The organism is Actinomadura opuntiae (genome assembly GCF_030283205.1).
Classification (GTDB): domain Bacteria; phylum Actinomycetota; class Actinomycetes; order Streptosporangiales; family Streptosporangiaceae; genus Spirillospora.
The window spans coordinates 335051-356015 of sequence record NZ_JASNWF010000007.1 but is presented as its reverse complement, the minus strand read 5'-3'; the positions used below and the strand labels follow the sequence as shown (position 1 = coordinate 356015).

The window sequence follows — 20965 nt, the reverse complement described above, 5'->3', positions numbered from 1 at the left end:
ACAGCGTAAGGATTGTTCAACAATCCATCAATCCCCTTGTTGATGATTTCTACGCGGAAGGGGATACGGTGGGGGTCGCACAAGTTCCGCGCGCGGCCCGGCGGCGCCGCGCGCCCGGCGGGGAGGCGGGCCGATGCCGGCGCAGGAGTCGTGGCTGGACACCATCGCGGCGGCCCGCGACGACATCGGCCGGCACAGCACCGCCGACCGCGTCGCCCACCTGCTGCGCGAGCAGATCACCGACGGGCGCCTCGTCCCCGGCCAGCGCATCCCCGAGGAGGACCTCGGCCGCGCCGCCAAGGTCTCGCGCAACACCATCCGCGAGGCGTTCCGGCTGCTGATCAACGAGCGGCTGCTGGTGCACGAGTTCAACCGCGGCGTGTTCGTCCGCCGCGTCACCGCCGACGGCCTCGCCGACCTGTACCGCGTCCGCCGGATCCTGGAGTGCGAGGGCGTGCGGTGCGCGCCGTCCGCCCCGCCCGGGGCGCTCGCCCGCGTGGAGGCCGCCGTGACCGACGGCGAGCGCGCCGCCGCCGACCACTGCTGGGAGCAGGTCGGCACCGCCGACATCCGCTTCCACCAGGCGCTCGCCGCGCTGGTCGGCAGCCCCCGGGTGGACGAGATGACGCGGCACCTGCTCGCCGAGATGCGCCTGGTCTTCCACGAGATGGGCTCGCCCCGCGAGTTCCACGAGCCCTACCTCGCCCGCAACCGGCGGCTCTACGACCTGCTGGAACGGGGCGACACCGAGGGAGCCGAGGCCGAACTGCGCTCCTACCTCGACGACGCGGAGGCGCAGCTCACCAAGGCCTACCGCGAGCAGGGGTGAGGGGCCCCGTCCGGGCGGCTCACGGCGCGGCCTCCTTCGGCGCCTGCGGCGCGTAGTTCATGACGTGGTCGTGCAGCAGCTGGGGGGCCTGCGGGTCGCGGCGGCGGAACGCCTCGATCAGCTCGGCGTGCTCGGCCGACTTGGAGTAGATCTCGGTGTGGTGCAGCCGCAGCGACAGCGTCGTCCACAGCTCGATGCCGAGGCCCTCCCACACCGAGAACAGCAGCCGGTTGCCGGCCGCCTCGACGATCTCGCGGTGGAAGGCGATGCTGAGCCGCATCTGCTCGTGCAGGTCGCCCTCCCGCGCCGCCTCGCCGAGCTGCCGGTTGCGCTGCTCCAGCGCGTCCAGGCAGCCGGCGATGCGGGCCATGCCGAGCTCGGCGGCGGTGCGCTCCAGCCCGGCGCGGACGGGGAAGATCTCGGCGAGGTCCTGCTCGGTGAAGTCCCGGACGCGGGCGCCCCGGTTCGGCAGCGACTCGATCAGCCGCTGCGCCTCCAGCTGCCGCAGCGCCTCGCGCACCGGCCCCTGGCTGACGCCGAGCTCGGTGGCGATGCGCCGCTCGACGATGCGCTCGCCCGGCTCCCACCGCCCGGAGCTGATGCCCTCCACGATGAACTCGCGGATCTGGTCGGCGAGCCCGGTGCGCAGCAGCTGGGCGGGGACGGGCGTGTTCACGGGAGCCAATATTAGACGGGGCGACGGTAAGTGAGTCTTGACGCCCGACCGGATAGACTCGAATATGATCGATCATTGATCAATGATGATCGGTGAGCGTCGTGGCGATCCTACGGCGTTCCCCCGGACTAAGGAAGGTCGCCGATGGCTGAGACCACACGGTCGGCTACCAAGGCCGCTCCGGCCCGCACGACCCGGAGAGCGCGCGGCACCAAGGCCTCCGGGCCGGCGGCCGCTCCGGCCGGAGGCGGCGCCGCGCGCACGGTGAACGGCACGGCGCCCGGCGTCCCCGCGGACGAGCCCGAGACGCTGGTCGGCTACTACCGGCAGATGCTGCTGATCCGGCGCTTCGAGGAGCGGGCCGCCCGCGCCTACACCGAGGCGAAGATCGGCGGGTACTGCCACCTGAACCTCGGCGAGGAGGCGACCGTCGTCGGCCTGATGACCGCGCTGCGCCCCACCGACTACCTGTTCACCAACTACCGCGAGCACGGCTACGCCCTCGCCAAGGGCATCTCCGCCGAGCGCGTGATGGCCGAGCTGTACGGGCGCTCCACCGGCGTGTCCAAGGGCTGGGGCGGGTCCATGCACCTGTTCGACGCCGAGGCGCGGCTGCTCGGCGGGTACGGCATCGTCGGCGGCCAGGTCCCCCTCGCCGCCGGCGCCGCCCTCGCCGTCTCCTACAAGGGCGGCGACGAGGTCGTCATGTGCCACATGGGCGACGGCACCACCGCGATCGGCGCCTTCCACGAGTCGCTGAACATCGCGGGCCTCTGGGACCTCCCGGTCGTCTTCGTGGTGATCAACAACGGTCTGGGCATGGGCACCACCGTGGAGCACTCGGCCGCCGAGCCCGAGCTGTACCGGCGCGGCGCCGCCTACCGAATGGAGAGCGTCCGGGTGGACGGCACCGACGTGGTGGCCGTGCGGGACGCCGCGCGCCACGCCGTCGAGCGCGCCCGCGCCGAGAGCAAGCCGTACCTGCTGGAGACCACGAGCCCCCGGCTCAAGGGCCACTCGGTCGTCGACCCGGCCCGCTACCGGTCCAAGGAGGAGAAGGAGGCCCTGAAGGCCGCCGACCCCCTCGCCCGGATGGCGCTGGAGCTGGAGGAGGCCGGGATCCTGTCGCACGACGAGCGCGACCGCCTCGACGCCGAGGTCACCGCCGAGATCGACGCCGCCGCCGCGTTCGCCGACGAGAGCCCCGCGCCCGAGGTCTCCACGCTGTTCGACTACACCTACGCCACCCCGGTCCCGGGCGAGCTGCGCCGCCTGCCCGCCGACCCCGTGTTCAGTTCCTGAGGAGCAGTTCCATGGCACCCGTCACCTACCGCCAGGCGCTCCGGGACACGCTGCGCGCGGAGATGCTCCGCGACGAGAACGTCTTCCTGATGGGCGAGGAGATCGGGCTCTTCGAGGGCTCGTACAAGATCACCGAGGGGCTGCTCACGGAGTTCGGGCCCAAGCGCGTCCGCGACACCCCGATCGCCGAGGAGGGCTTCGTCGGCGCCGCGATCGGCGCCGCGATGCTCGGCCTGCGCCCCGTCGTGGAGATCATGACGATCAACTTCTCGCTGCTCGCGCTGGACCAGATCGTCAACCACGCCGCCAAGATCTACGGCATGTTCGGCGGCCAGGCCAGCGTGCCGATGGTGATCCGCACCCCGGGCGGCGGCGGCCAGCAGCTCGGCGCCACCCACTCGCAGAACGTCGAGCTGTTCTACTCGTTCATCCCCGGCCTCAAGGTCGTCGCGCCGAGCACGCCCGCCGAGGCGTCGGCGATGCTGAAGGCCGCGATCCGCGACGACGACCCGGTGCTGTTCCTGGAGAACCTCGCCCTCTACAACACCAGGGGCGAGCTGCCGGCCCCGGTCGAGGAGATCGAACCGGCCGAGATCGGCCGCGCCGCCGTCACCCGTCCCGGCACCGACATCACGATCATCGGCTACTCGCGGATGGCGCGCGTCGCCACCGAGGTCGCCGAGACCCTCGCCGCCGAGGGCGTGTCCGCCGAGGTCGTCGACCTGCGGAGCCTGCGCCCGCTGGACCGTGCCACCATCGTCGAGTCGGTCCGCAGGACCGGCTGCGCCGTGGTCGCCGAGGACGACTGGCTGACCTACGGGATCGGCGCGGAGATCGCCGCGACGATCCAGGAGGGCGCCTTCGACTGGCTGGACGCCCCGGTCCGCCGCGTCGCGATGGCCGAGGTGCCGCTGCCCTACGCCAAGTCCCTGGAGACGGCGGCGCTGCCGTCCGCCGACTCCCTGCTCACCGCCGTCCGCGCCACGCTCCGCGCGACCGGCCGTATCCCGAGGGGGACGACCCCCACACCCCCGCCGACCGTGCTGGAGCCGACCTCATGACCGAGATCCTCATGCCGCGCCTCTCCGACACGATGGAGGAGGGCGTCATCAGCTCCTGGCAGAAGAAGCCGGGCGACGAGGTGGCGGTCGGCGACGTCCTGGTGGACATCGAGACCGACAAGGCGGTCATGGAGTACGAGGCCTACGAGGCCGGCGTGCTGGAGAAGATCCTCGTCGGCGAGGGCGAGACCGCCGCGATCGGCGCGCCGATCGCCGTGGTCGCCCCGGCGGGCGGCGCCCGTCCCGAGGCGCCCGCCGCCGAGCAGGCCCCCGCTCCGGCCGCCGAGCCGGAACAGGTCGCCGAGCCGGAACAGGTCGCCGAGCCGGAACAGGTCGCCGAGCCGGAACCGGCGCCCGAGCCGGAACCGGCGCCCGAGCCCGTACCGGCGGCCGCCGCGCCGGCCGCGGCGCACCCGGCTCCCGCGCCGGACGGGCGCCGGCCCGGAGCGTCCCGCCCGCCGTCGTCGCCGCTGGCGCGCCGGCTGGCCCGCGACCACGGCATCGACCTGGCGACGCTGACCGGCTCCGGCCCGGGCGGGCGCATCGTCCGCGCCGACATCGAGGCCGCGATCCGCAACGGCGCCCCGGCCGCGCCCGCCGCCCAGGCGCCCGCCGCTCCGACCCCGGCCCAGGTGCCCGCGCCCGCCGCCGCGAAGCCGCAGCAGGCCGCCGAGGACCCCGACGTCGAGGCCGTCCCGCTGAACCGGTTCCGCAAGGTCGCCGCGCGGCGGCTCACCGAGAGCAAGCAGAACGCGCCGCACTTCTACCTCAACCGGGAGGTGGACGCCGAGGCGCTGCTGGCCTTCCGCGCCACCCTCAACGAGGCGCTCGCCCCGGCCAAGGTCAGCGTGAACGACCTGGTCGTCAAGGCGGTGGCCACGGCGCTGCGCGAGCACCCGGAGGTCAACGTCTCCTACACCGAGGAGAACCTGCTCTTCCACAAGCGGGTGAACGTGGGCGTCGCGGTCGCGGTCGCGGACGGCCTGGTCGTCCCGGTCGTGAAGGACGCCGACCGCAAGAGCGTCTCGCAGATCGGCGCGGAGACCCGCGAGCTGGCCGGGCGGGCGCGGGACGGCAAGCTGTCCGCGCGGGAGATGAGCGGCGGCACGTTCAGCGTCAGCAACCTCGGCATGTTCGGGGTCGACTCGTTCTCCGCGGTGATCAACCCACCGGAGGCGGCGATCCTCGCGGTCGGCGCCGTGCGCGACGAGCCGGTGGTGCGCGACGGGCAGGTCGTGCCGGGCAAGCGAATGGCGGTGACCCTCTCGGTGGACCACCGCGCCTGCGACGGCGCGACCGCCGCGAAGTTCCTCGCCCGCCTCGCCGAGCTGCTGCAGAATCCGCTGCTGATCGTCGCCTGAGCGCGGTACGGGCGCGCGGCCCGGTGATCGGGGAGGTCACCGGGGCCGCGCGCCACTTGTCGTCTTTCTGACGACATGTGATCATTGCCGGCATGGCGGTCGACGTTCCGCTGGGTCCCCTGCTGGATCCGGCCTTCCATCTCGGGTCCGTGCCCACCACGTGGGCGGAGCTGCTCGGCTTCGCCACCGGCGCGGTGAACGTGTGGCTGGTCGTCCGGCAGAACATCCTGAACTGGCCGGTCGGTATCGCCAACGTCGTCCTGCTGGGGCTGGTGTTCCTGGACGGCGGGCTCTACGCCGACGCCGGGCTCCAGGTCGTCTACGTCGTGCTCCAGCTGTACGGGTGGTGGGTGTGGCTGTACGCGGGCGACGGGCGCGACGAGCTGCCCGTCCGGCGCACCGGCCGCACCGAGTGGGCGGCACTGGCCGTCGCGGGCGCGGCCGGGACGGCGCTGCTGACCTGGATGCTGTCGGCCTGGACCGACTCGACCGTCCCGTTCTGGGACGCGCTGACCACCGCGCTGTCGCTCGTGGCGACCTACGGGCAGTCCCGCAAGCTGCTGGAGTCGTGGTGGCTGTGGATCGCCGCCGACCTGATCTACATCCCGCTCTACTTCTACAAGGAGCTGAAGCTGACCGGCGCCCTGTACGTGCTGTTCCTGGCGCTCTGCGTCGCGGGCCTGGTCGCCTGGCGCCGCGACTTCCGGCGGCGGGAGACGACCGCGGTGGCGGCATGACGCACGAGCACGGGCTCGTCATCGGCAAGTTCTATCCGCCGCACGCGGGACACCACCATCTGATCGACACGGCCGCCGCCGCGTGTGCGCGGGTGACCGTGGTCGTCGCGGCGTCGACCGTGGAGAGCATCCCGCTCGCGCTGCGGACCGCCTGGCTGCGCGAGGCGCACCCGCAGCCGCACGTGGAGATGGTCCCGGTGGTGGACGACGCGGAGATCGACTACGGGTCGGACGAGATCTGGTCGGCGCACGTCGCGGCGTTCCGGGCGGGCTTGGCGCTGCGGTCCGGGCTCGGCGTGGCCGTCCCGCCGGTGGACGCGGTGTTCAGCTCCGAGCCGTACGGCGCCGAGCTGGCCGCGCGGTTCTCCGCCGTGCACGTGCCGGTGGATCCGCCGCGCGAGCGGTTCCCGGTCAGCGGCACCGCCGTCCGCGAAGATCCGGTCGCGGCGTGGGAGTGGCTGTCGCCGGCCGTCCGCGCGTATCTGGCGCGGCGCGTCGTGGTGACCGGTGCCGAGTCGACCGGCACGACGACGCTGGCCCGCGCGCTCGCCGCACATTACGCCGCGCGCGGCCGGGTGTGGGCGGCGACGCGGTGGGTGCCGGAGTACGGCCGCACCTTCACCGAGGAGAAGCTGGCCGCCGCGCGGCGCGCCGCGTCCGACCCGTCGCTGTGGCTGGACGACCTGGTCTGGGAGTCCTCCGAGTTCACCGCCATCGCCGAGCGGCACGCCGCGCTGGAGGACGCCGCCGCCCGCACCGGTTCGCCGCTGCTGGTGTGCGACACCGACGCGTTCGCGACCGCCCTCTGGCACGAGCGGTACCTCGGTGCGCCGGCGCCGGAGGTGGAGGCCGTCCACGCGCGCGTCCCGCACCATCTGTGGGTTCTGACCTCGCCGGACGGTGTGCCATTCGAGCAGGACGGCTGGCGCGACGGCGAGTCGATCCGGTCGTGGATGTCGGGCCGTTTTCAGGAGGAGCTGGAGAAACGCGGCCTGCCGCACATCGTCGTGACCGGCCCGCACGAGGAGCGGCTCGCCGCCGCCGTCGCGGCCGCGGACGCGCTGCTCGACGGCGGCTGGTCGTTCAGCGCTCCACTGGCGCCGTAGCCCCGGGCGCCGGGCCGACGCGGAACAGGTCCTCGTCGATGCGGTCGAGCGCGAGGCGGACGGCGCCGAGGGCGACCGCCTCGTCCCCCAGCCCGGACGCCTCGATGCGGACGGGGCTCAGGCACAGCGGCGGGACGTGCCGGCGCAGCGCGGCCACCAGCGACGCGCCCGCCCCGGCCAGCGGTCCGCCGATGACGATCATCTCGGGGTCCAGGGCGAGGGCGATGGCGGCGACGCCGCGGGCCATCCGGGCGGCGAGCCGGTCGACGGCGGCCAGCGCTGCGGGCTCGCCGCGGCCCGCCGCCGCGAGCACGCGGTCGGCGTCGTCGAGCGCGGGACCGGCGGAGGCGAGGCCGGCGAGGGCGGCGCCGGACGCCCCCGAGCCCGGGCCCGCGCCGGTGACCAGGAGCGCGGTGGTGTCGAGCAGCCCCAGCTCGGGCAGCATGCCGATCTCCCCGGCGGCGCCCCAGCGGCCGCGGTGCAGCCGGCCGCCGATGATCGCGCCCGCGCCGGTGTGCAGCCCGGCGAGGACGCAGACGACGTCGTCGGCCGCGCGGGCGGCGCCGCGCCAGCGCTCGGCCACCGCGGCGAGGTTGGCGTCGTTCTCCACCAGGACGGGGCAGGGGAACGAGCGGCCGAGGTCGCGGGCGAGGTCGACGCCCTCCCAGCCCGGCACGACGGCGCAGCGGGTGACGGTGCCGTCGGGTCCGACGACGCCGGGGGTGCCGGCGGAGACGGCGCGCAGCGACCGGCGGCCGATCCCGGCGGCGGCGAGGCACTCCTTGACGGCGCCGCGGACGGCGGCGATCCGTCCGGCGGGACGGCCGTGCAGGTCCAGCGGGGCGCGGTGGCCGCCGACGACCTCGCCGGTGAGGTCGGCGACCAGCAGCCGGACCCGGTCGGCCTCGATGTCGATGCCGAGGGCGTGGCCGGCCTCGGCGCGGAACCGGTAGCGGCGGGCGGGCCGGCCGAGGCCGCTGCCGGGACGCGGCGCGACCTCGGCGACCAGGCCGCGGCCGATCAGCTCGCCGAGCACGCCCTCGGTGGTGGGGCGCGACAGCCCGACGCGGCTCGCCAGCCCGGACAGCGTCGACTCCCCGCCGTCGCGCAGCTCCCGCAGGGTGGCGGCGGCGTTCAGGCGGCGCAGCATCGACGGGTCGCCGCCGTGCAGCGAGCGTTCGGTCACCGCACCCCTCCGGCTCGCCTGCCGTGGGACGACCGGTACGCCGACGGCGTCAGCCCGACCCGCCGGACCATGTGCTCGCGCAGCGAGTCCGCGCTGCCGAGGCCGCTGCGGGCGGCGACCTGGTCCATCGAGAGCGTCGTCGTCTCCAGCAGCTCGCGGGCCCGGCCGATCCGCTGCTGCAGCAGCCACTGCAGCGGGCTGCACCCGGTCTCCGCGTGGAACCTGCGGGTCAGCGTCCGGGTGCTGACGCGCGCGTGCCGGGCCAGGGCGGCGAGCGTCAGCGGGGTGTCGAGGCGGCGCAGCGCCCACGCGCGGGTCGCGGCGAGCGACTGGTCCGGCTCGGCGGGCAGCGGGTCGTCGAGGATCTGCGCCTGCCCGGCGGGACGCGGCGGCGCCGCGACCGTCTGCCGCGCCGCCTCCGCCGCGACCGCCGCGCCGTGGTCGGCGCGCACCAGGTGCAGGCACAGCTCGATGCCCGCCGCCGCGCCCGCCGAGGTGAGGACCGGCCCGTCGTCGACGTACAGGACGTCCGGCACGACGTCGATCGCGGGGAACCGGCGCGCCAGCTCCGCCGTCAGGCCCCAGTGGGTGGTGGCGCGCCGCCCGTCCAGCAGACCCGTCTCCGCCAGCACGAACGCGCCGGTGCAGATCGCCGCGATCCGCTTGCCCGCCGCGGCGGCGCCGCGCAGCGCGTCCAGCGTGCGCGGGTCGTTGCCCTCCCGGCCGCCGCTGCCGACCACCAGGACCGTGCCGGCGCGGTCCACGGCGTCCAGCCCGTGCGGCGCCACCACGTCCAGCCCGCCGACGGTCTCCAGGGCGCGTCCCGGTTCGGCGGCGCAGACCAGCAGCTCGTAGCCGGGGCCGCCGTCGACCACGGCCGCGCCCAGCACCATCTCCGGGATCGTGACGTCGAACGCCATCACCGGCGGCGCGACGACCACCGCGACCGTGTGCACCGTGTGCATGGCCAGAACCTCCGGACGGTTGGCGAGCGGCCCCCTGCCGCCGTCGCGTGGAGGACCGCAGAGTTGGAGCGCGCCGGGGCACGCGGGTCCCGGCCCGATCCACTGGAGAAGATAATGCCGCTTCATGTCGTCATCGGCGCGGGCGGGACCGGCGCCGCCACCGCTCGCCTGCTGGCCGAGGGGGGTGAGCGCGTCCGGCTGGTCACCCGGAGCGGGAGCGGTCCGGAGCATCCGCTGATCGAGCGGGTCGCGCTCGACGCCACCGACACCGGCGCGCTGGCGCGCGCGGCCGAGGGCGCCGGGACCGTGTTCAACGCCGCGATGACCGCGTACCACACCTGGCCGCAAACCCTTCCGCCCCTGTTCACCTCGATCCTCACCGCGGCCGAGCGGACCGGCGCGGACTACGTGATGCTCGGAAACCTCTACGCCTACGGGCCCGTGGACGGCCCCGTCACCGAGGACCTGCCGCTGGCCGCGACCGGTTCCAAGGGACGCGTCCGCGCCGAGCTGTGGCACGCGGCCAAGGAGGCGCACGACGCCGGACGGGTGCGGGTCACCGAGGTGCGCGCCGGGCAGTTCGTCGGCGCCGGCGCCGTCTCGGCGTTCTCGCTCATCGTGCAGCCGAACGTCCTGGCCGGGCGGCTCGCGCTCGCCCCCGCCGACCTGGACGCGCCGCACGGCTTCACGGCGATCGGCGACGCCGCCCGCACCCTCGTCGCCGTGGCCCGCGACGACCGCTCCTGGGGACGCGCCTGGCACGCACCGACGATCAACGTGTCCGTCCGCGAGGTGGCCGGGCGGCTCGCCGAGCTCGCCGGTGCGCCCGCGCCGCGCCTGGATGTGATGACCGACCGCGACCTCGCGCTGCTCGGGTTCGGCAACCCGTTCTGGAACGAGCTGTTCGAGACGCAGCACATGTCGCACCGGCCGTTCGAGGTCGACTCCTCGGCGGTGGAGACGGCCTTCGGGCTCACCGCCTCGCCTCTGGACGCCGTCCTGAAGGAGACGCTCGGCTAGCCGCCGTAGGTCAGGCCGTAGCCGTAGGGGAACAGCGGCTTCTTGCCGTCGCCGAGGTTGATCGGCTCCTGGTCGCCGGCGCGCGGCCAGGTCACCGGGAGCCGGCCGGCGGGACGGGCGTCGCCGAACAGGACGTCGGCGACGCCCGCGCCCTCGGTGCCCGGAAGCCAGGACGCGACGAGGGCGTTCCAGCCGCCGACCTGCGAGGCGACGTCCAGCGGGCGGCCCGAGACCAGCACCACGACGACCGGCACGCCCGAGGCGCGCAGCCGGCCGATGGTCTTCAGGTCCTCCTCGTCGAGGGCGAGGCCGTCGGGCCGGTCGCCGTGGTACTCGGCGTACGGCTTCTCCCCCACGACGGCGACGGCGGTGTCGTAGGACTTGTCGATGCCCTCGCCGTCGCGGTCGTAGTCGATCTTCGCCGCCGTGCCCGCGTCCTGCCGGATGCCCTGCAGGATCGTCGTTCCGGGCGTGGTCTTGCCCGGCGAGCCCTGCCAGGTGACCGTCCAGCCGCCGGACTGCATGCCGATGTCGTCGGCGCTGCGTCCGGCCACGAAGATCTTCCCGCCGCGGCGCAGCGGCAGGGCGCCGTCGTTCTTCAGCAGCACCTGCGACTCGGCGACGGCACGCCGGGCGAGCGCGCGGTGCGCGGCGTTCCCGACCGTCCGCAGGCCGCTCCGGTCGGCGAGCGGCCGCTCGAACAGCCCGAGCTGCACCTTCTTGGTGAGGATGCGGCGGTTCGCGTCGTCGATGCGCGCCATCGGGACGGTCCCGTCCTTGACCTCGGCGCGCAGGTCGGCGATGAACTGCTTCCATTTCTGCGGCACCATCACCATGTCGATTCCGGCGTTGACCGCCTTGGCGACCTCGTCCCTGGTGAGGTCCGGCCTCCCGTCGATCCGGCCGACGCCCTCGTAGTCGGACACGACGAAGCCCTGGAATCCGAGTTCGCCCTTCAGCACATCGGTGATCAGGTACCGGTTCGCGTGCATCTTCACGCCGTTCCAGGAACTGTAGGAGACCATCACCGAGCCGACGCCGTGCCGGACGGCCTCCTGGAACGGCGGCAGATGCACCGCCCGCAACTCCTCTTCGGAGATCTTCGCGTCGCCGCGGTCGCGGCCGCCTTCGGTGCCGCCGTCCCCCACGAAATGCTTCGCCGTCGCCAGCACCGACGACGGCCCGCCCAGTTTCCCGCCCTGGAGGCCGTCGATGAGGGTCGTCATGGCGGACGGCAGTTCGGGGACCTCGCCGAACGACTCGTAGGTCCGGCCCCATCGATCGTCGCGGGCCACGCACACGCACGGCGCGAAATCCCAGTCGACGCCGGTGGCGGTCATCTCCTCGGCCGTCGCGGCGCCGATATCGCGGACGAGCGCCGGATCGCGGGTCGCGCCGAGACCGATGTTGTGCGGGAAAATGGTCGCGCCGACCACGTTGTTGTCGCCGTGCACCGCGTCCACCCCGTACATCATCGGGATGCGCAACGGCGCGGACAGGGCGCCCTTCTGGAACACGTCGTACATGTCGGCCCAACTCTCGGGCGTGTTCGGTTTCGGCGCCGAGCCCCCGGCCGACAGGACCGACCCGATGCGGTACGTGCCGACCTCGGCGGGGGTGATGTAGCGGCGTTCGGGCTGGGTCATCTGACCGAGCTTGTCGTCCAGGCTCATCCGCGAGAGCAGGTCGTCCACGCGGGCGGCGACCGGCTCCGCGGGGTCCAGGTAGGGGACGGCGGACGCGCCGGCCGGGGTCCCGGCGCCGCCGGTGCCGAGCGCGAGCACGGCGGGCGGGCCGAGGACGAGGAGCGCCGGCAGTCCGAGGGAGAGCAGCCGGAACCGGGCCGCCTTCGCGGAGAAACTGTGCATGAGGAGGGTTTTTCCGGCGGCGGCCAATTCCGGCGCAAGCGGACGCAAGCGGCCGGCAATATCTGCCGGCCGCCGTCCCACCAATCACCGCATTTCCGCACAAAGGGCGACCGCCCGGGATCGAACCGAGGACTTCCAGGGCCACAACCTGGCGTGCAGACCACCACACCACGGACGCCGTGTCTCCGGTAGGGATCGAACCTACGACCTCCGGGTCCGCAACCCGGCGCGCTCTCCTCTGCGCCACGGAGACTCGATTTTCGGTTGTCGTGCGTACCGGGCGCAGGAATCGAACCTGCCTGATGCGGCTTATGAGACCGCCGGACGCACCAGCATCCCTGCCCGGCCCGTGCGGAGGGTGCGAGATTCGAACTCGCGCAGGGTGACCCCTGACCACGGCTTAGCGGGCCGCTGCCTTTCCGCTCGGCCAACCCTCCGGGAAACGTTCGGGAAAACGAAAAGACCGCCCGTCATGCTCGGGCGGTCGGCGTCGGGACGCGGTGGTTCACGTCCCTCGGCGGCTCCCGAGACCGGAGTGGCTGCTGCGGTGCATTCGGTGATGGCGCATCTTTCCCTCTCCTTCCGGTCTCGTTCCGTTCGACGCCCATATTGCCGAACCGGTTCCGGTGCCGCAACGCATTTATTCGAGGCGGCCCGCCGGCGCGGGACGGACCGCCTCGTTCCCTTACTCGTCGAAATCGGTGCTGCGGGTCAGCGACTCCCAGGCCCCGAACTCCTTCTGCAGCCCGTCGAGGCTGGCGGCGACCGCGTCGGCGGCGTCGCTGCCGAGCGGCAGCCGCAGCGGCGTGTCGTCGGCGTCCAGCGCGGCCAGGATGGCGGCGGCGGCCTTGGCGGGGTCGCCCGGCTGCTTGCCGTCGCTTTCGGGCAGGCCCTTGCGCACCTGGCCGACGGTGTCGGCGTACTCGGGCATCTCGGCGGCCATCTGCAACGCGCCGCCACCGGCGAAGGACGTCCGGAACGCGCCCGGCTCGACGATCATCACCTTGATGCCGAACGGCGCGACCTCCCCGGCGAGCGCCTCCGACAGGCCCTCCAGCGCGAACTTGGTCGCCGAGTAACCGCCGACGCCGGGGAACGACAGCCGGCCGCCCTGGCTCGTCATCTGCACGATCGCGCCCGACCCCCGGGCCCGCATGTGCGGCAGCACCGCCCGGGTCAGCGCCGCGGGGCCGAAGAAGTGCAGGTCCATCAGGTCGCGCAGCTCGCGGTCGGTGGTCTCCTCCACCGCGCCGACCAGGCCGCGCCCGGCGTTGTTGACCAGCACGTCGATCCGGCCGTGCCACAGCAGCACGTCGGCGACCACGTCCGCGATCCTCGCCTGGTCGGTGACGTCCAGCGCGACCGCGGTGACGCGGCCGGGGTGCCGCTCCGCCAGGTCGGCCAGCGCCTGCGGGCGGCGCGCCGCCGCGACCACCGTGTCGCCCGCCGCGAGCGCCGCCTCCGCGATCGCCCGCCCGAATCCCGAGGTCGCACCGGTGATCAGCCAGACCCGTCCGTCCGTGTTCACAGTCTCGTTCGTCATGCCTCGTTTATCGCAGCCGCCCGCGGCCGGCGTCCAAGACAGAGATCAACACGACCGATAAAGAGCCTTTATCATCGCAGCATGGAGCTGCGGCAGCTGCGGTACCTGGTCGCGATCGCGGACGCCGGCAACCTCGGCCGGGCCGCCGAGGCGCTGTTCGTCAGCCAGCCCGCGCTCTCCTACGCGCTGCGCAGGCTGGAGTCCGAGCTCGGGGTGCGGCTGTTCGACCGGCACGCGGGCGGCGTCACCGCCACCGCCGCCGGGCTCGAGATCGTCGCCGAGGCCCGCCGCACCGTCCGCCAGGCCGAGCGGATCACCGCGGCGGCGGAGCGGCACCGGCGCGGCCGGACCGGCGTGCTGCGCGTCGGGTTCGAGGCGAGCGGCGCCGGGGAGCTGACCACCCGGGCGCGCGCCGAGTTCGCCCGCGCCCACCCCGGCGTCCGGGTCGAGCCCAAGCGGTTCGACTGGGGCGGCGAGGCGGAGGCGCTGCGCTCCGGACGGGTCGACGTGGCGTTCGTGTGGCTCCCCGCGGACCTGACCGGCCTGCACGCCGAGGTCGTGCACACCGAGCCCAGGATCGTCGGCCTGCCGGCCGACCACCCCCTCGCCGACCGCGACACCGTCGGCATCCTCGACGTCAAGGACGAGCCACTCCTGTGGACGGAGCGTGCTCCGCGCGCCTGGGTGGACTGGTGGGCGGTCAACCCGCGCCCGGACGGCTCCGAGCCGCGCTGGGGCCCGACCAACGACAACGTCGAGGAGATGCTCGAACAGGTCGCCGAGGGCACCGCGATCTGCTTCGCGCCGTCCAGCATGGCCGGCTACTACACGCGGCCGGGCCTGGTCTGGGTACCGCTGACCGGCGTCGAGCCGCTGCGCGTCGCCCTCGCCTGGGCCGACGGCGCGGACGGCCCGCTGGTCCGCGCGTTCGCGGAGGTCGTCCGCGGCCTGGTCAGCGGGTGACGGGCGCGCCCAGGGTCGCGTGCAGGGCGCGCAACGCCCGGTAGACCCGGACCTTCACCACGTCGACCGGCACGCCCAGCTGGGCGGCGGCCTCGTTGACCGACCGCTCGCGGAAGACCGTCTCGGTGAGGATCTCGCGGTGTGCCGGCGGGAGCGCCTGGAAGGCCCGGGCGACCGCCGCGGAGGGCGTCCGCTCCCCCGGACCGCCGGGGGCGAACGAACCGGTGTGCTTGCCCATTCGCGTTGCCACGCAACGAACTTCGCACCCGCCCGCCGCCCCGGCACCCCCCTTATGCCGTCTTTAAGGAAGAGTTGAGGGGCCGATCCGAAGGGCTGGATCCGATCATGTCCGGCACGGTCGGGAAGAGTCGCCCTCGCAGCCGCTCACCTGCGCAAACGCAGGAAGGGAAGCCGACGGTCCGTCCGGCGTGGACGAGGTGGGGTGTCGTAAGTCGGGGGTGGGGGTGGGCTTTCGGGTGATGTGGCGGGGGGCGGGAGATCCCTAGCGTCGGCCGCATGGAATCGATCTTGGATGGTGTGGACGCGGCGGTGGCGTCGCCGTGGTTCGGGCTGGTGCTGTTCGCGGTGGCGGCGCTGGACGGGTTCTTCCCGGTGGTGCCGAGCGAGAGCATGGTGATCACCGGTGGGGTGTACGCGGCGTCGGGGTCGCCGGACCTGGTGCTGGTGGTGGTGTCGGCGGCGCTGGGCGCGTTCGTCGGTGACCATGTCGCGTATCTGCTGGGGCGGGGGCCGGGAGGGCGGTTGCTGCGGCGGGCCCGGCCGGGGACGCGGCGGTATCGGGCTCTGGTGTGGGCGCAGGGTGCGCTTGCGGAGCGGGGCGGGCTGGTGCTGGTGGTGGCGCGGTACGTGCCGGGAGGCCGGACGGCGGTGACGGTGACGATGGGGGCGTTGGGGTGCCCGCTGCGGCGGTTCTCGATGTTCGCGGGGCTGGCTGCGGTGTCGTGGGGGGTGTACGGCGGCGTTCTGGGTTATGTGGGCGGTGCGGCGTTCGAGGATGATCCGGTGAAGGGCGTGGCGGTGGGGCTGGGGTTGGCGTTGTCGGTGACGGGTGTGGTGGAGGCTGCCCGGTTCGTGCGTCGGCGGCACAGGGGTGTTTCGAGGGGGGTGGGTTCGTCGAGGAGGCGCGCAAGGAGCCAGGCGGCGGCGGGGGCGGCGATCAGCGGGAGCAGTGCGACGCGCGGGGACGCGGCGTCGGCGAGCGCGCCCACGGCGGGGCTGACGATGCCGCCGGCGCTGACGGCCAGGCCGAGCGTGACGCCGCTGGCGGTGCCGACGCGGCGCGGCAGGTAGTCCTGGCCGAGCGTCACCTGGATGGAGAACGGGGCGTAGAGGGCGATCGCGGTCAGCGCGACGAACGCGTAGATCGCGTAGGACGGGGCGAGCGCGACACCCGCGACCGCCGGAATCGCCAGCAGGTAGGCGGCGCGGAGCGACCGCACGCGTCCCCGGCGCGCGGCGAGGCGCCCGCCGAGGACCGTCCCGACGGCGCCGCCGGCGAACAGGACGAACAGGGCGACCGCCCCGGCGTCGGCGCCGCCGCCCGTCCGCTGCCGGGCGACGACGGCGAGCAGGGTGCTGAGGCCGAAGAAGACGACCGAGCGGCACAGCACGACCAGGGACAGCCGGACGAACATCGGCCAGTCGTCGCGGCCGGCCACCGGGCCCTTCTTCTTCGCCGCGCCGGACGTGCCGCGGCGCATCGCGGTGAGGCTGAGCACCGTCCCGAGGACGGCCGGGACCGCCAGCCAGGGTGTGGCGTGCAGGCCGCCCGCCGCGAGGACGGGCGTGACCAGCAGCGGCGACGCGGCGAACCCGAGGTTGCCGCCGAGCGAGAACCAGCTCATCCCGGCGTGGTCGCCGCCCGTCACGGCCCGCGCGATCCGCGCCGACTCGGGGTGGTAGGCGGCCACGCCGAGCCCGGACACCGCGATCGCCGCCCAGGTCAGGGCGTAGGCGTCGGACACGCCGGACAGCGCGACGCCGAGCCCGGCGGCGCCCGTCGCGGCGGGGATGAGCCACGGCATCGCCCACCGGTCGGTGAGCATCCCGAACGCCGGCTGGACGACCGAGGACAGCAGCGTGGCGGCCAGCACGATCCCGGACGCGGCGACGTAGCTGTAGTGCCGGCCGGTGACGAGGAACGGGACGATCGCGGGCACGGCGCCCTGGTAGACGTCCACGCAGGCGTGGCCGGCCGACAGCAGCACGACGGGGGCTCGGCGGTTCATACCGGCCAGCCTCGTCCCGCACGCCCGTGTCGCGCTTCCGATATTTCGCCACGTGATACCGATGAACCGCCATACAAGGACGCGTGCGTACCCTGAACCGATGACTCGGTACACCCCGCGCGCCAGCACGGGTCTGCGGCCGTTGCCACCCGGCGGCGAGATCGACGCGCACCGGCATGACGACCACCAGCTCGCCTACGCGGGTGCCGGCGTGCTGTCGGTCACGACCGACGCCGGGATCTGGCTGGCGTCCCCGGCACGGGCGCTGTGGATCCCGGCCGGGACCGTCCACGAGCACCGCGCGTTCGGCGGCGCCGACCTGCGGCTCGTCGGCGTCCCGGCGGCGCGCGACCCGCTCGGCCTCGCGCGCCCGGCCGTCCTCGGGGTGGACGCGCTGCTCCGCGAGCTCATCGTGGCCTGCACCGGGGTCCCCGCCGACGACCGGGACGGCGCCGAATGGCTGCGGCTGCGCGACGTCCTGCTCGACCGGGTCGCCCGCGCGCCCCGGTACGCCGACTACGTCCCGTCCGCCCGGGACCCGCGGCTCGCGGCGGTGTGCCGGATGCTGTGCGACGACCCCGCCGACGACCGCACGCTCGCGGAACTCGGGGCGCGGGCGGGAGCCGGCGAACGCACCCTCACCCGGCTTTTCCGCGCCGAGCTCGGCATGACGTTCCCGCAGTGGCGGGCGCAGTTGCGCCTGCACCACGCCATGGTCCTGCTCGCCGAGGGGCTGCCGGTGACGACCGTCGCGCACCGGTCCGGCTGGGCGTCGGCCAGCGCGTTCATCGACGCGTTCCGCCGCACGTTCGGCCATACTCCCGGCACGCACCGCGCCCGCGTGGACGGCCGGCTCCTGCTGCGCTGAGCCCCGCCTCCCGCGAGGCCGCCGCGCGCCCGCCGCGCCAGCGCCTAGGATGAGGCGCGGGGAGGGGGTGGACGTGGGCAAGCACACCAAGCCGGCGACACGGGCCTGCCCCGGTTGCGAGGGCACCGGAACGAGCACCGCCACCGGCGAGACGTGCAACGTCTGCCGCGGGACGGGCCGCATATGACGTTCCCTCCCGGCGGCTGCTCCTACGAGGTCCGCTACACGCTGGGCCGCCGCGGCGCGGGGCTGGAGGCGTTCCCAGACGAGTTCGAACTCGGCCGGTGGTTCACCGCGATGACCGCCGAGGGGATGTTCGTTCCCGAGGACTTCACCGTCCCCGACGAGGACGGCCGCAACGGCTTCCAGATCCTCTGCGTCAGCGGGACCGGCCGCCTCCCCATCAGCTACTTCCATCCGCGGCTGGTCCGGGGCCGCATCGAGGGCGCGCGGGACGCGGTCCCGAACCCCTGACCGGCCGCGCGCGCCGCCCGCGACGCCCGCGCCGGGCGGCGGAGAGCGGCGCCCGCCGCCACGGCCAGGCAGCAGAACGTCCCGGCGAGGACCCCGTACCCGGCCGCCGACATCAGCACGGTGGACAGCAGCCCGGCCGCTGCCGCGATCGTCCACACGGCCGCGTCGACCGTGCCCTCGATGTCGGTCCGCTCCGACTCGGGCAGCTCGCTGGCCAGCTGGCCGCTGCCGCCGACGAAGCACAGGTTCCAGGCGTAGCCGAGCAGGAACAGCGCCGAGGTGCGGATCCAGGCGCCGCCTCCGGCCGCCGCGAGTCCCGCCGAGACGGCCAGCGCCGCCACCCCGGCGACCATCACCGGCCGCGCCCCGCACCGGTCGACGAGCCGGCCCGTCACCGGGGACAGCGCGAACATGCCCAGCGTGTGCGCCGACAGCGTCATCCCCACCATGCCGAGCCCGTCGCCGTCCATCCGCATCGCCAGCGGCGCCGCCGTCATCACCGCGACCATGACGACCTGCGCCGTGACCATCACGACCAGCGCCGGCCGCGTCACCGGTCCCCGGAGCAGGCTCCGCACCGAGACGCGCGGCCCGTCCCGCGGCGGGTCGGTGACCGGCGGCGCGCCCGCGGTGGCGGTGGCCGCGACCGCGGCGGCGGCCGTGGCCAGGAACGCCAGCAGGAAGGGCCCGGCCAGGGGCGGGAGCGACAGGTCGCGGGCCGGTCCGCCGGACGCGTCGAGCAGCAGCGGCCCGCCGACGGCGCCGATGGCGGCGGCCCACACCACCAGGCCGATCGCCGAGCCCCGCCGGCCGGGCGGATACAGGTCGGCGGCGGCGTAGCGGGACAGCTGCGCGCCCGCATTGCCGAGGCCGAGCATCAGCATGCCGGCGCAGAGGGCGACCAGGTCGCCGCGCGCGATACCGGCGGCGGCGAGGCAGGCGCCGGCCGCGGCGGCGAGGTACCCGCCGGCCAGCACCCGGCGCCGGCCCAGGCGGCGCGCCGCGCGGGTCAGCGCGAGCGCACCGGCTCCCGTCCCGACGATCCCGGCGGTGGCCGGGACACCGCCCCAGCCGGCGCCCAGCCGGTCGGCCGCGGCGAGCGTGCCCGCCACGCTCGCCATCGCCATCGCCGCGTTCATCAGGGCGGTTCCCGTGCACAGCGCCGCCATCGGACGCGCCCGCACGGCACGCCCGTTCAGGGTCTGGTTCATGCCCTTGACGCTAGAAAGGTCCGGCTCCGCGATGAATGGACGATCGATGGCGTTCCCGGGGTATCGCTTCTAGGTTGGAAGCACCTTCCGGGAAGGGACCTTGCGAATGGATCGGGAGCTCGATCGGACGGACTGGCGCATCCTCACCGAACTCCAGCGGGACGGCCGGCTGTCGTTCAACCGGCTCGCGGCGCGCGTCAACCTGTCGCCGCCCGCGGTGGCCGAGCGGGTGCGGCGGCTGGAGGAGGCCGGGGTGATCACCGGCTACCAGGCGCGGATCGACCCGGCCCGGGTCGGGCGGCCGCTCACCGCGTTCGTGCAGATGCGCTGCGCCCTCGGCCGCTGCCTGCTGAAGACGACCGCCGCCGAGGACCTGCCGGAGGTCACCGAGGTGCACAAGCTCAGCGGGAGCTGGTGCTCGATGCTCAAGGTGCGGGTGGCGTCCATGCCGCATCTGGAGGGGCTCCTCGAACGGCTCGGCGAGCACGGCGAGATGAACTCCCACATCGTCCTGTCCACGGCGTACGAGGCCCGCGCCGTCGAGCCGCCGGCCCCCGAGACCCGCACGGTGACCGTCTCCGAGGGCTGGACCCGCTGACCAGCCCCGAGCACCTCACCGGTGGGGCGCCGGCGTCCGGTGCTCCGCGCGGCCGAGGGTGATGGTGCCGCCGCGCTCGACGTGGCGCAGCCGGGCGCCCATCCCGCGCCGGCCCACCTCCTTGTCGAAGTCCGAGAGCGGCGACTTCATCACCGTGTAGTCGTCGTAGTGGACCGGGACGGCGGTGGCGCAGCCGGTGGTCTCCAGCCATTGCGCGCCCTGCCGGCCGTCCATGGTGACGGTGAGCAGGCCGAGCAGCCGGGTGCCGCCGAGGTGAACGACGCCCGCGTCGATGTCGGGGTAGCGGTGGCGGATCTCGGCGATCTCGTCGTACATGAGCGTGTCGCCGCTGATGTACAGCCGGAAATGCGGTTCGCCCCGCGGCGGGCCGAACTCCAGCAGCGACCCCATGACGGGCGGCAGGACGTGGCGGAGCAGGCCGGGGGCGTGCCGGCCCGGCATCGCGGTGATCCGGATCCGGTGGTCGCCCTTGGTGATCTCCTCGGTCTGCCAGATGCGCAGCCCTTCGGCCTCGCGGAATCCGCGGTTGCGCAGCGCGCGGGCGGCGGCGCCGGTGGTGAGGATCGGCAGCCCGCGGTCCAGGTGCCGCTCCGCCACCGGGTCCCAGTGGTCGCCGTGCAGGTGGGACAGGACCACGCCGTCGAGCTCGGGGAGTTCGCCGACGCCGATCGCCGGGTCCTTCACCCGTTTGCTGGTGAGGCCGTAGCCGAGGTCGGCGCGCTCGCCGCGGCGCAGGAAGTTCGGGTCGGTCAGCAGCGTGACGCCGCCGTACCGGATGATCGTCGTCGCGTTCCCGACGAAGGTCAGGGCGGCCGTGTCCGCAGGCATCGTTCCCCCTCTCCGCTCCCGGTCGAGAGCCCCTACCCCCCGCCCGCCGGGCCATGCGGCGGGCGGGCGGCCGCGGCGGCGGAGGCGGCCGGGGCGCGG

20 protein-coding genes, 4 tRNA genes and 1 pseudogene are annotated in these 20965 nt (G+C 74.3%); 12 read left to right on the top strand and 13 right to left on the bottom strand.

Annotated elements, in window-relative coordinates:
- The first annotated feature begins 133 nt into the window (after nucleotides 1-133).
- On the top strand, nucleotides 134-829 hold the full coding sequence (locus tag QP089_RS17730; RefSeq protein WP_285912721.1) for a GntR family transcriptional regulator: 696 nt from the start codon (nucleotides 134-136) through the stop codon (nucleotides 827-829).
- A gap of 19 nt (nucleotides 830-848) precedes the next feature.
- Here the strand turns inward: QP089_RS17730 and QP089_RS17725 are convergent, their stop codons facing one another.
- Nucleotides 849-1505, bottom strand: coding sequence for a GntR family transcriptional regulator (locus QP089_RS17725; protein WP_285912720.1), 657 nt, complete (start codon nucleotides 1503-1505; stop codon nucleotides 849-851).
- Between the two features lie 144 nt (nucleotides 1506-1649).
- Between QP089_RS17725 and pdhA the strand changes: the two genes are divergently transcribed.
- The 5 genes from pdhA (at nucleotide 1650) to QP089_RS17700 (ending at nucleotide 7072) form a co-directional block, all read left to right on the top strand.
- Nucleotides 1650-2807 carry a pyruvate dehydrogenase (acetyl-transferring) E1 component subunit alpha gene (gene pdhA / locus QP089_RS17720; protein ID WP_285912719.1) on the top strand — a complete coding sequence of 386 codons (1158 nt, stop codon included), beginning with the start codon at nucleotides 1650-1652 and terminating at the stop codon, nucleotides 2805-2807.
- A gap of 11 nt (nucleotides 2808-2818) precedes the next feature.
- A complete protein-coding gene (locus QP089_RS17715) occupies nucleotides 2819-3868 on the top strand; it encodes an alpha-ketoacid dehydrogenase subunit beta (protein WP_285912718.1) in 1050 nt (349 codons plus the stop codon).
- Nucleotides 3865-5229: a dihydrolipoamide acetyltransferase family protein gene (locus QP089_RS17710; protein ID WP_285912717.1), complete on the top strand. Its 1365-nt coding sequence runs from the start codon at nucleotides 3865-3867 to the stop codon at nucleotides 5227-5229. Before QP089_RS17715 ends, QP089_RS17710 begins: the two co-directional genes overlap by 4 nt.
- 92 nt (nucleotides 5230-5321) lie before the next feature.
- Nucleotides 5322-5966, top strand: a complete 645-nt coding sequence (pnuC, locus tag QP089_RS17705) for a nicotinamide riboside transporter PnuC (RefSeq protein ID WP_285912716.1) — start codon at nucleotides 5322-5324, stop codon at nucleotides 5964-5966.
- Nucleotides 5963-7072 (top strand): AAA family ATPase, encoded by a 1110-nt coding sequence (locus QP089_RS17700; protein ID WP_285912715.1) that lies wholly within the window; start codon nucleotides 5963-5965, stop codon nucleotides 7070-7072. Before pnuC ends, QP089_RS17700 begins: the two co-directional genes overlap by 4 nt.
- On the opposite strand, the gene QP089_RS17695 is transcribed toward QP089_RS17700, so the two are convergent.
- Both QP089_RS17695 and QP089_RS17690 read right to left on the bottom strand, forming a co-directional pair.
- Nucleotides 7050-8258 carry an ROK family transcriptional regulator gene (locus QP089_RS17695; RefSeq protein ID WP_285912714.1) on the bottom strand — a complete coding sequence of 403 codons (1209 nt, stop codon included), beginning with the start codon at nucleotides 8256-8258 and terminating at the stop codon, nucleotides 7050-7052. The genes QP089_RS17700 and QP089_RS17695 overlap by 23 nt on opposite strands.
- The gene (locus tag QP089_RS17690) at nucleotides 8255-9223 is read right to left on the bottom strand and encodes a GlxA family transcriptional regulator (protein ID WP_285912713.1); all 969 of its coding nucleotides are present in this window, start codon (nucleotides 9221-9223) and stop codon (nucleotides 8255-8257) included. Before QP089_RS17690 ends, QP089_RS17695 begins: the two co-directional genes overlap by 4 nt.
- Before the next feature lie 114 nt (nucleotides 9224-9337).
- On the opposite strand from QP089_RS17690, the gene QP089_RS17685 reads away from it, so the two are divergent.
- Complete coding sequence (locus QP089_RS17685) at nucleotides 9338-10243, top strand: NAD-dependent epimerase/dehydratase family protein (protein ID WP_285912712.1); 906 nt, start codon at nucleotides 9338-9340, stop codon at nucleotides 10241-10243.
- Here the strand turns inward: QP089_RS17685 and QP089_RS17680 are convergent.
- From QP089_RS17680 to QP089_RS17655, 6 genes are all read right to left on the bottom strand, one after another.
- On the bottom strand, nucleotides 10240-12111 hold the full coding sequence (locus QP089_RS17680) for a glycoside hydrolase family 3 protein (protein WP_285912711.1): 1872 nt from the start codon (nucleotides 12109-12111) through the stop codon (nucleotides 10240-10242). The two genes, QP089_RS17685 and QP089_RS17680, sit on opposite strands and share 4 nt — an antisense overlap.
- 104 nt (nucleotides 12112-12215) lie before the next feature.
- Nucleotides 12216-12290: transfer RNA gene (locus tag QP089_RS17675), tRNA-His, on the bottom strand.
- Between the two features lies 1 nt (nucleotide 12291).
- Nucleotides 12292-12364: transfer RNA gene (locus QP089_RS17670), tRNA-Arg, on the bottom strand.
- Nucleotides 12365-12385: 21 nt separating this feature from the next.
- Nucleotides 12386-12458 (bottom strand) — tRNA-Met (locus QP089_RS17665).
- A 5-nt stretch (nucleotides 12459-12463) separates the two neighbouring features.
- Nucleotides 12464-12548, bottom strand: a tRNA-Ser gene (locus tag QP089_RS17660).
- A 248-nt stretch (nucleotides 12549-12796) separates the two neighbouring features.
- Nucleotides 12797-13654 carry an oxidoreductase gene (locus QP089_RS17655; protein WP_285912710.1) on the bottom strand — a complete coding sequence of 286 codons (858 nt, stop codon included), beginning with the start codon at nucleotides 13652-13654 and terminating at the stop codon, nucleotides 12797-12799.
- A gap of 81 nt (nucleotides 13655-13735) precedes the next feature.
- On the opposite strand from QP089_RS17655, the gene QP089_RS17650 reads away from it, so the two are divergent.
- Nucleotides 13736-14617 (top strand): LysR family transcriptional regulator, encoded by an 882-nt coding sequence (locus QP089_RS17650; protein WP_285912709.1) that lies wholly within the window; start codon nucleotides 13736-13738, stop codon nucleotides 14615-14617.
- Here QP089_RS17650 and QP089_RS17645 read toward each other — a convergent pair.
- Nucleotides 14607-14867: a sigma factor-like helix-turn-helix DNA-binding protein gene (locus QP089_RS17645; protein WP_285912708.1), complete on the bottom strand. Its 261-nt coding sequence runs from the start codon at nucleotides 14865-14867 to the stop codon at nucleotides 14607-14609. The two genes, QP089_RS17650 and QP089_RS17645, sit on opposite strands and share 11 nt — an antisense overlap.
- Nucleotides 14868-15133: 266 nt before the next feature.
- Here QP089_RS17645 and QP089_RS17640 point away from each other — a divergent pair.
- Nucleotides 15134-15577: pseudogene (locus QP089_RS17640) on the top strand (DedA family protein); the annotation flags it as partial.
- 29 nt (nucleotides 15578-15606) lie between these two features.
- On the opposite strand, the gene QP089_RS17635 reads toward QP089_RS17640, so the two are convergent.
- The gene (locus tag QP089_RS17635) at nucleotides 15607-16866 is read right to left on the bottom strand and encodes an MFS transporter (RefSeq protein WP_285912707.1); all 1260 of its coding nucleotides are present in this window, start codon (nucleotides 16864-16866) and stop codon (nucleotides 15607-15609) included.
- A 100-nt stretch (nucleotides 16867-16966) separates the two neighbouring features.
- On the opposite strand from QP089_RS17635, the gene QP089_RS17630 reads away from it, so the two are divergent.
- Nucleotides 16967-17734, top strand: a complete 768-nt coding sequence (locus tag QP089_RS17630; protein WP_285912706.1) for an AraC family transcriptional regulator — start codon at nucleotides 16967-16969, stop codon at nucleotides 17732-17734.
- Nucleotides 17735-17917: 183 nt separating this feature from the next.
- Nucleotides 17918-18208 carry a hypothetical protein gene (locus QP089_RS17625; RefSeq protein ID WP_285912705.1) on the top strand — a complete coding sequence of 97 codons (291 nt, stop codon included), beginning with the start codon at nucleotides 17918-17920 and terminating at the stop codon, nucleotides 18206-18208.
- Here QP089_RS17625 and QP089_RS17620 read toward each other — a convergent pair.
- On the bottom strand, nucleotides 18142-19419 hold the full coding sequence (locus QP089_RS17620) for an MFS transporter (RefSeq protein ID WP_285912704.1): 1278 nt from the start codon (nucleotides 19417-19419) through the stop codon (nucleotides 18142-18144). The genes QP089_RS17625 and QP089_RS17620 overlap by 67 nt on opposite strands.
- Before the next feature lie 106 nt (nucleotides 19420-19525).
- Here QP089_RS17620 and QP089_RS17615 point away from each other — a divergent pair, with 106 nt between their 5' ends.
- A complete protein-coding gene (locus QP089_RS17615; protein ID WP_285912703.1) occupies nucleotides 19526-20017 on the top strand; it encodes an Lrp/AsnC family transcriptional regulator in 492 nt (163 codons plus the stop codon).
- 15 nt (nucleotides 20018-20032) lie between these two features.
- On the opposite strand, the gene QP089_RS17610 is transcribed toward QP089_RS17615, so the two are convergent.
- The gene (locus QP089_RS17610; protein WP_285912702.1) at nucleotides 20033-20866 is read right to left on the bottom strand and encodes an MBL fold metallo-hydrolase; all 834 of its coding nucleotides are present in this window, start codon (nucleotides 20864-20866) and stop codon (nucleotides 20033-20035) included.
- Nucleotides 20867-20965: the final 99 nt, after the last annotated feature.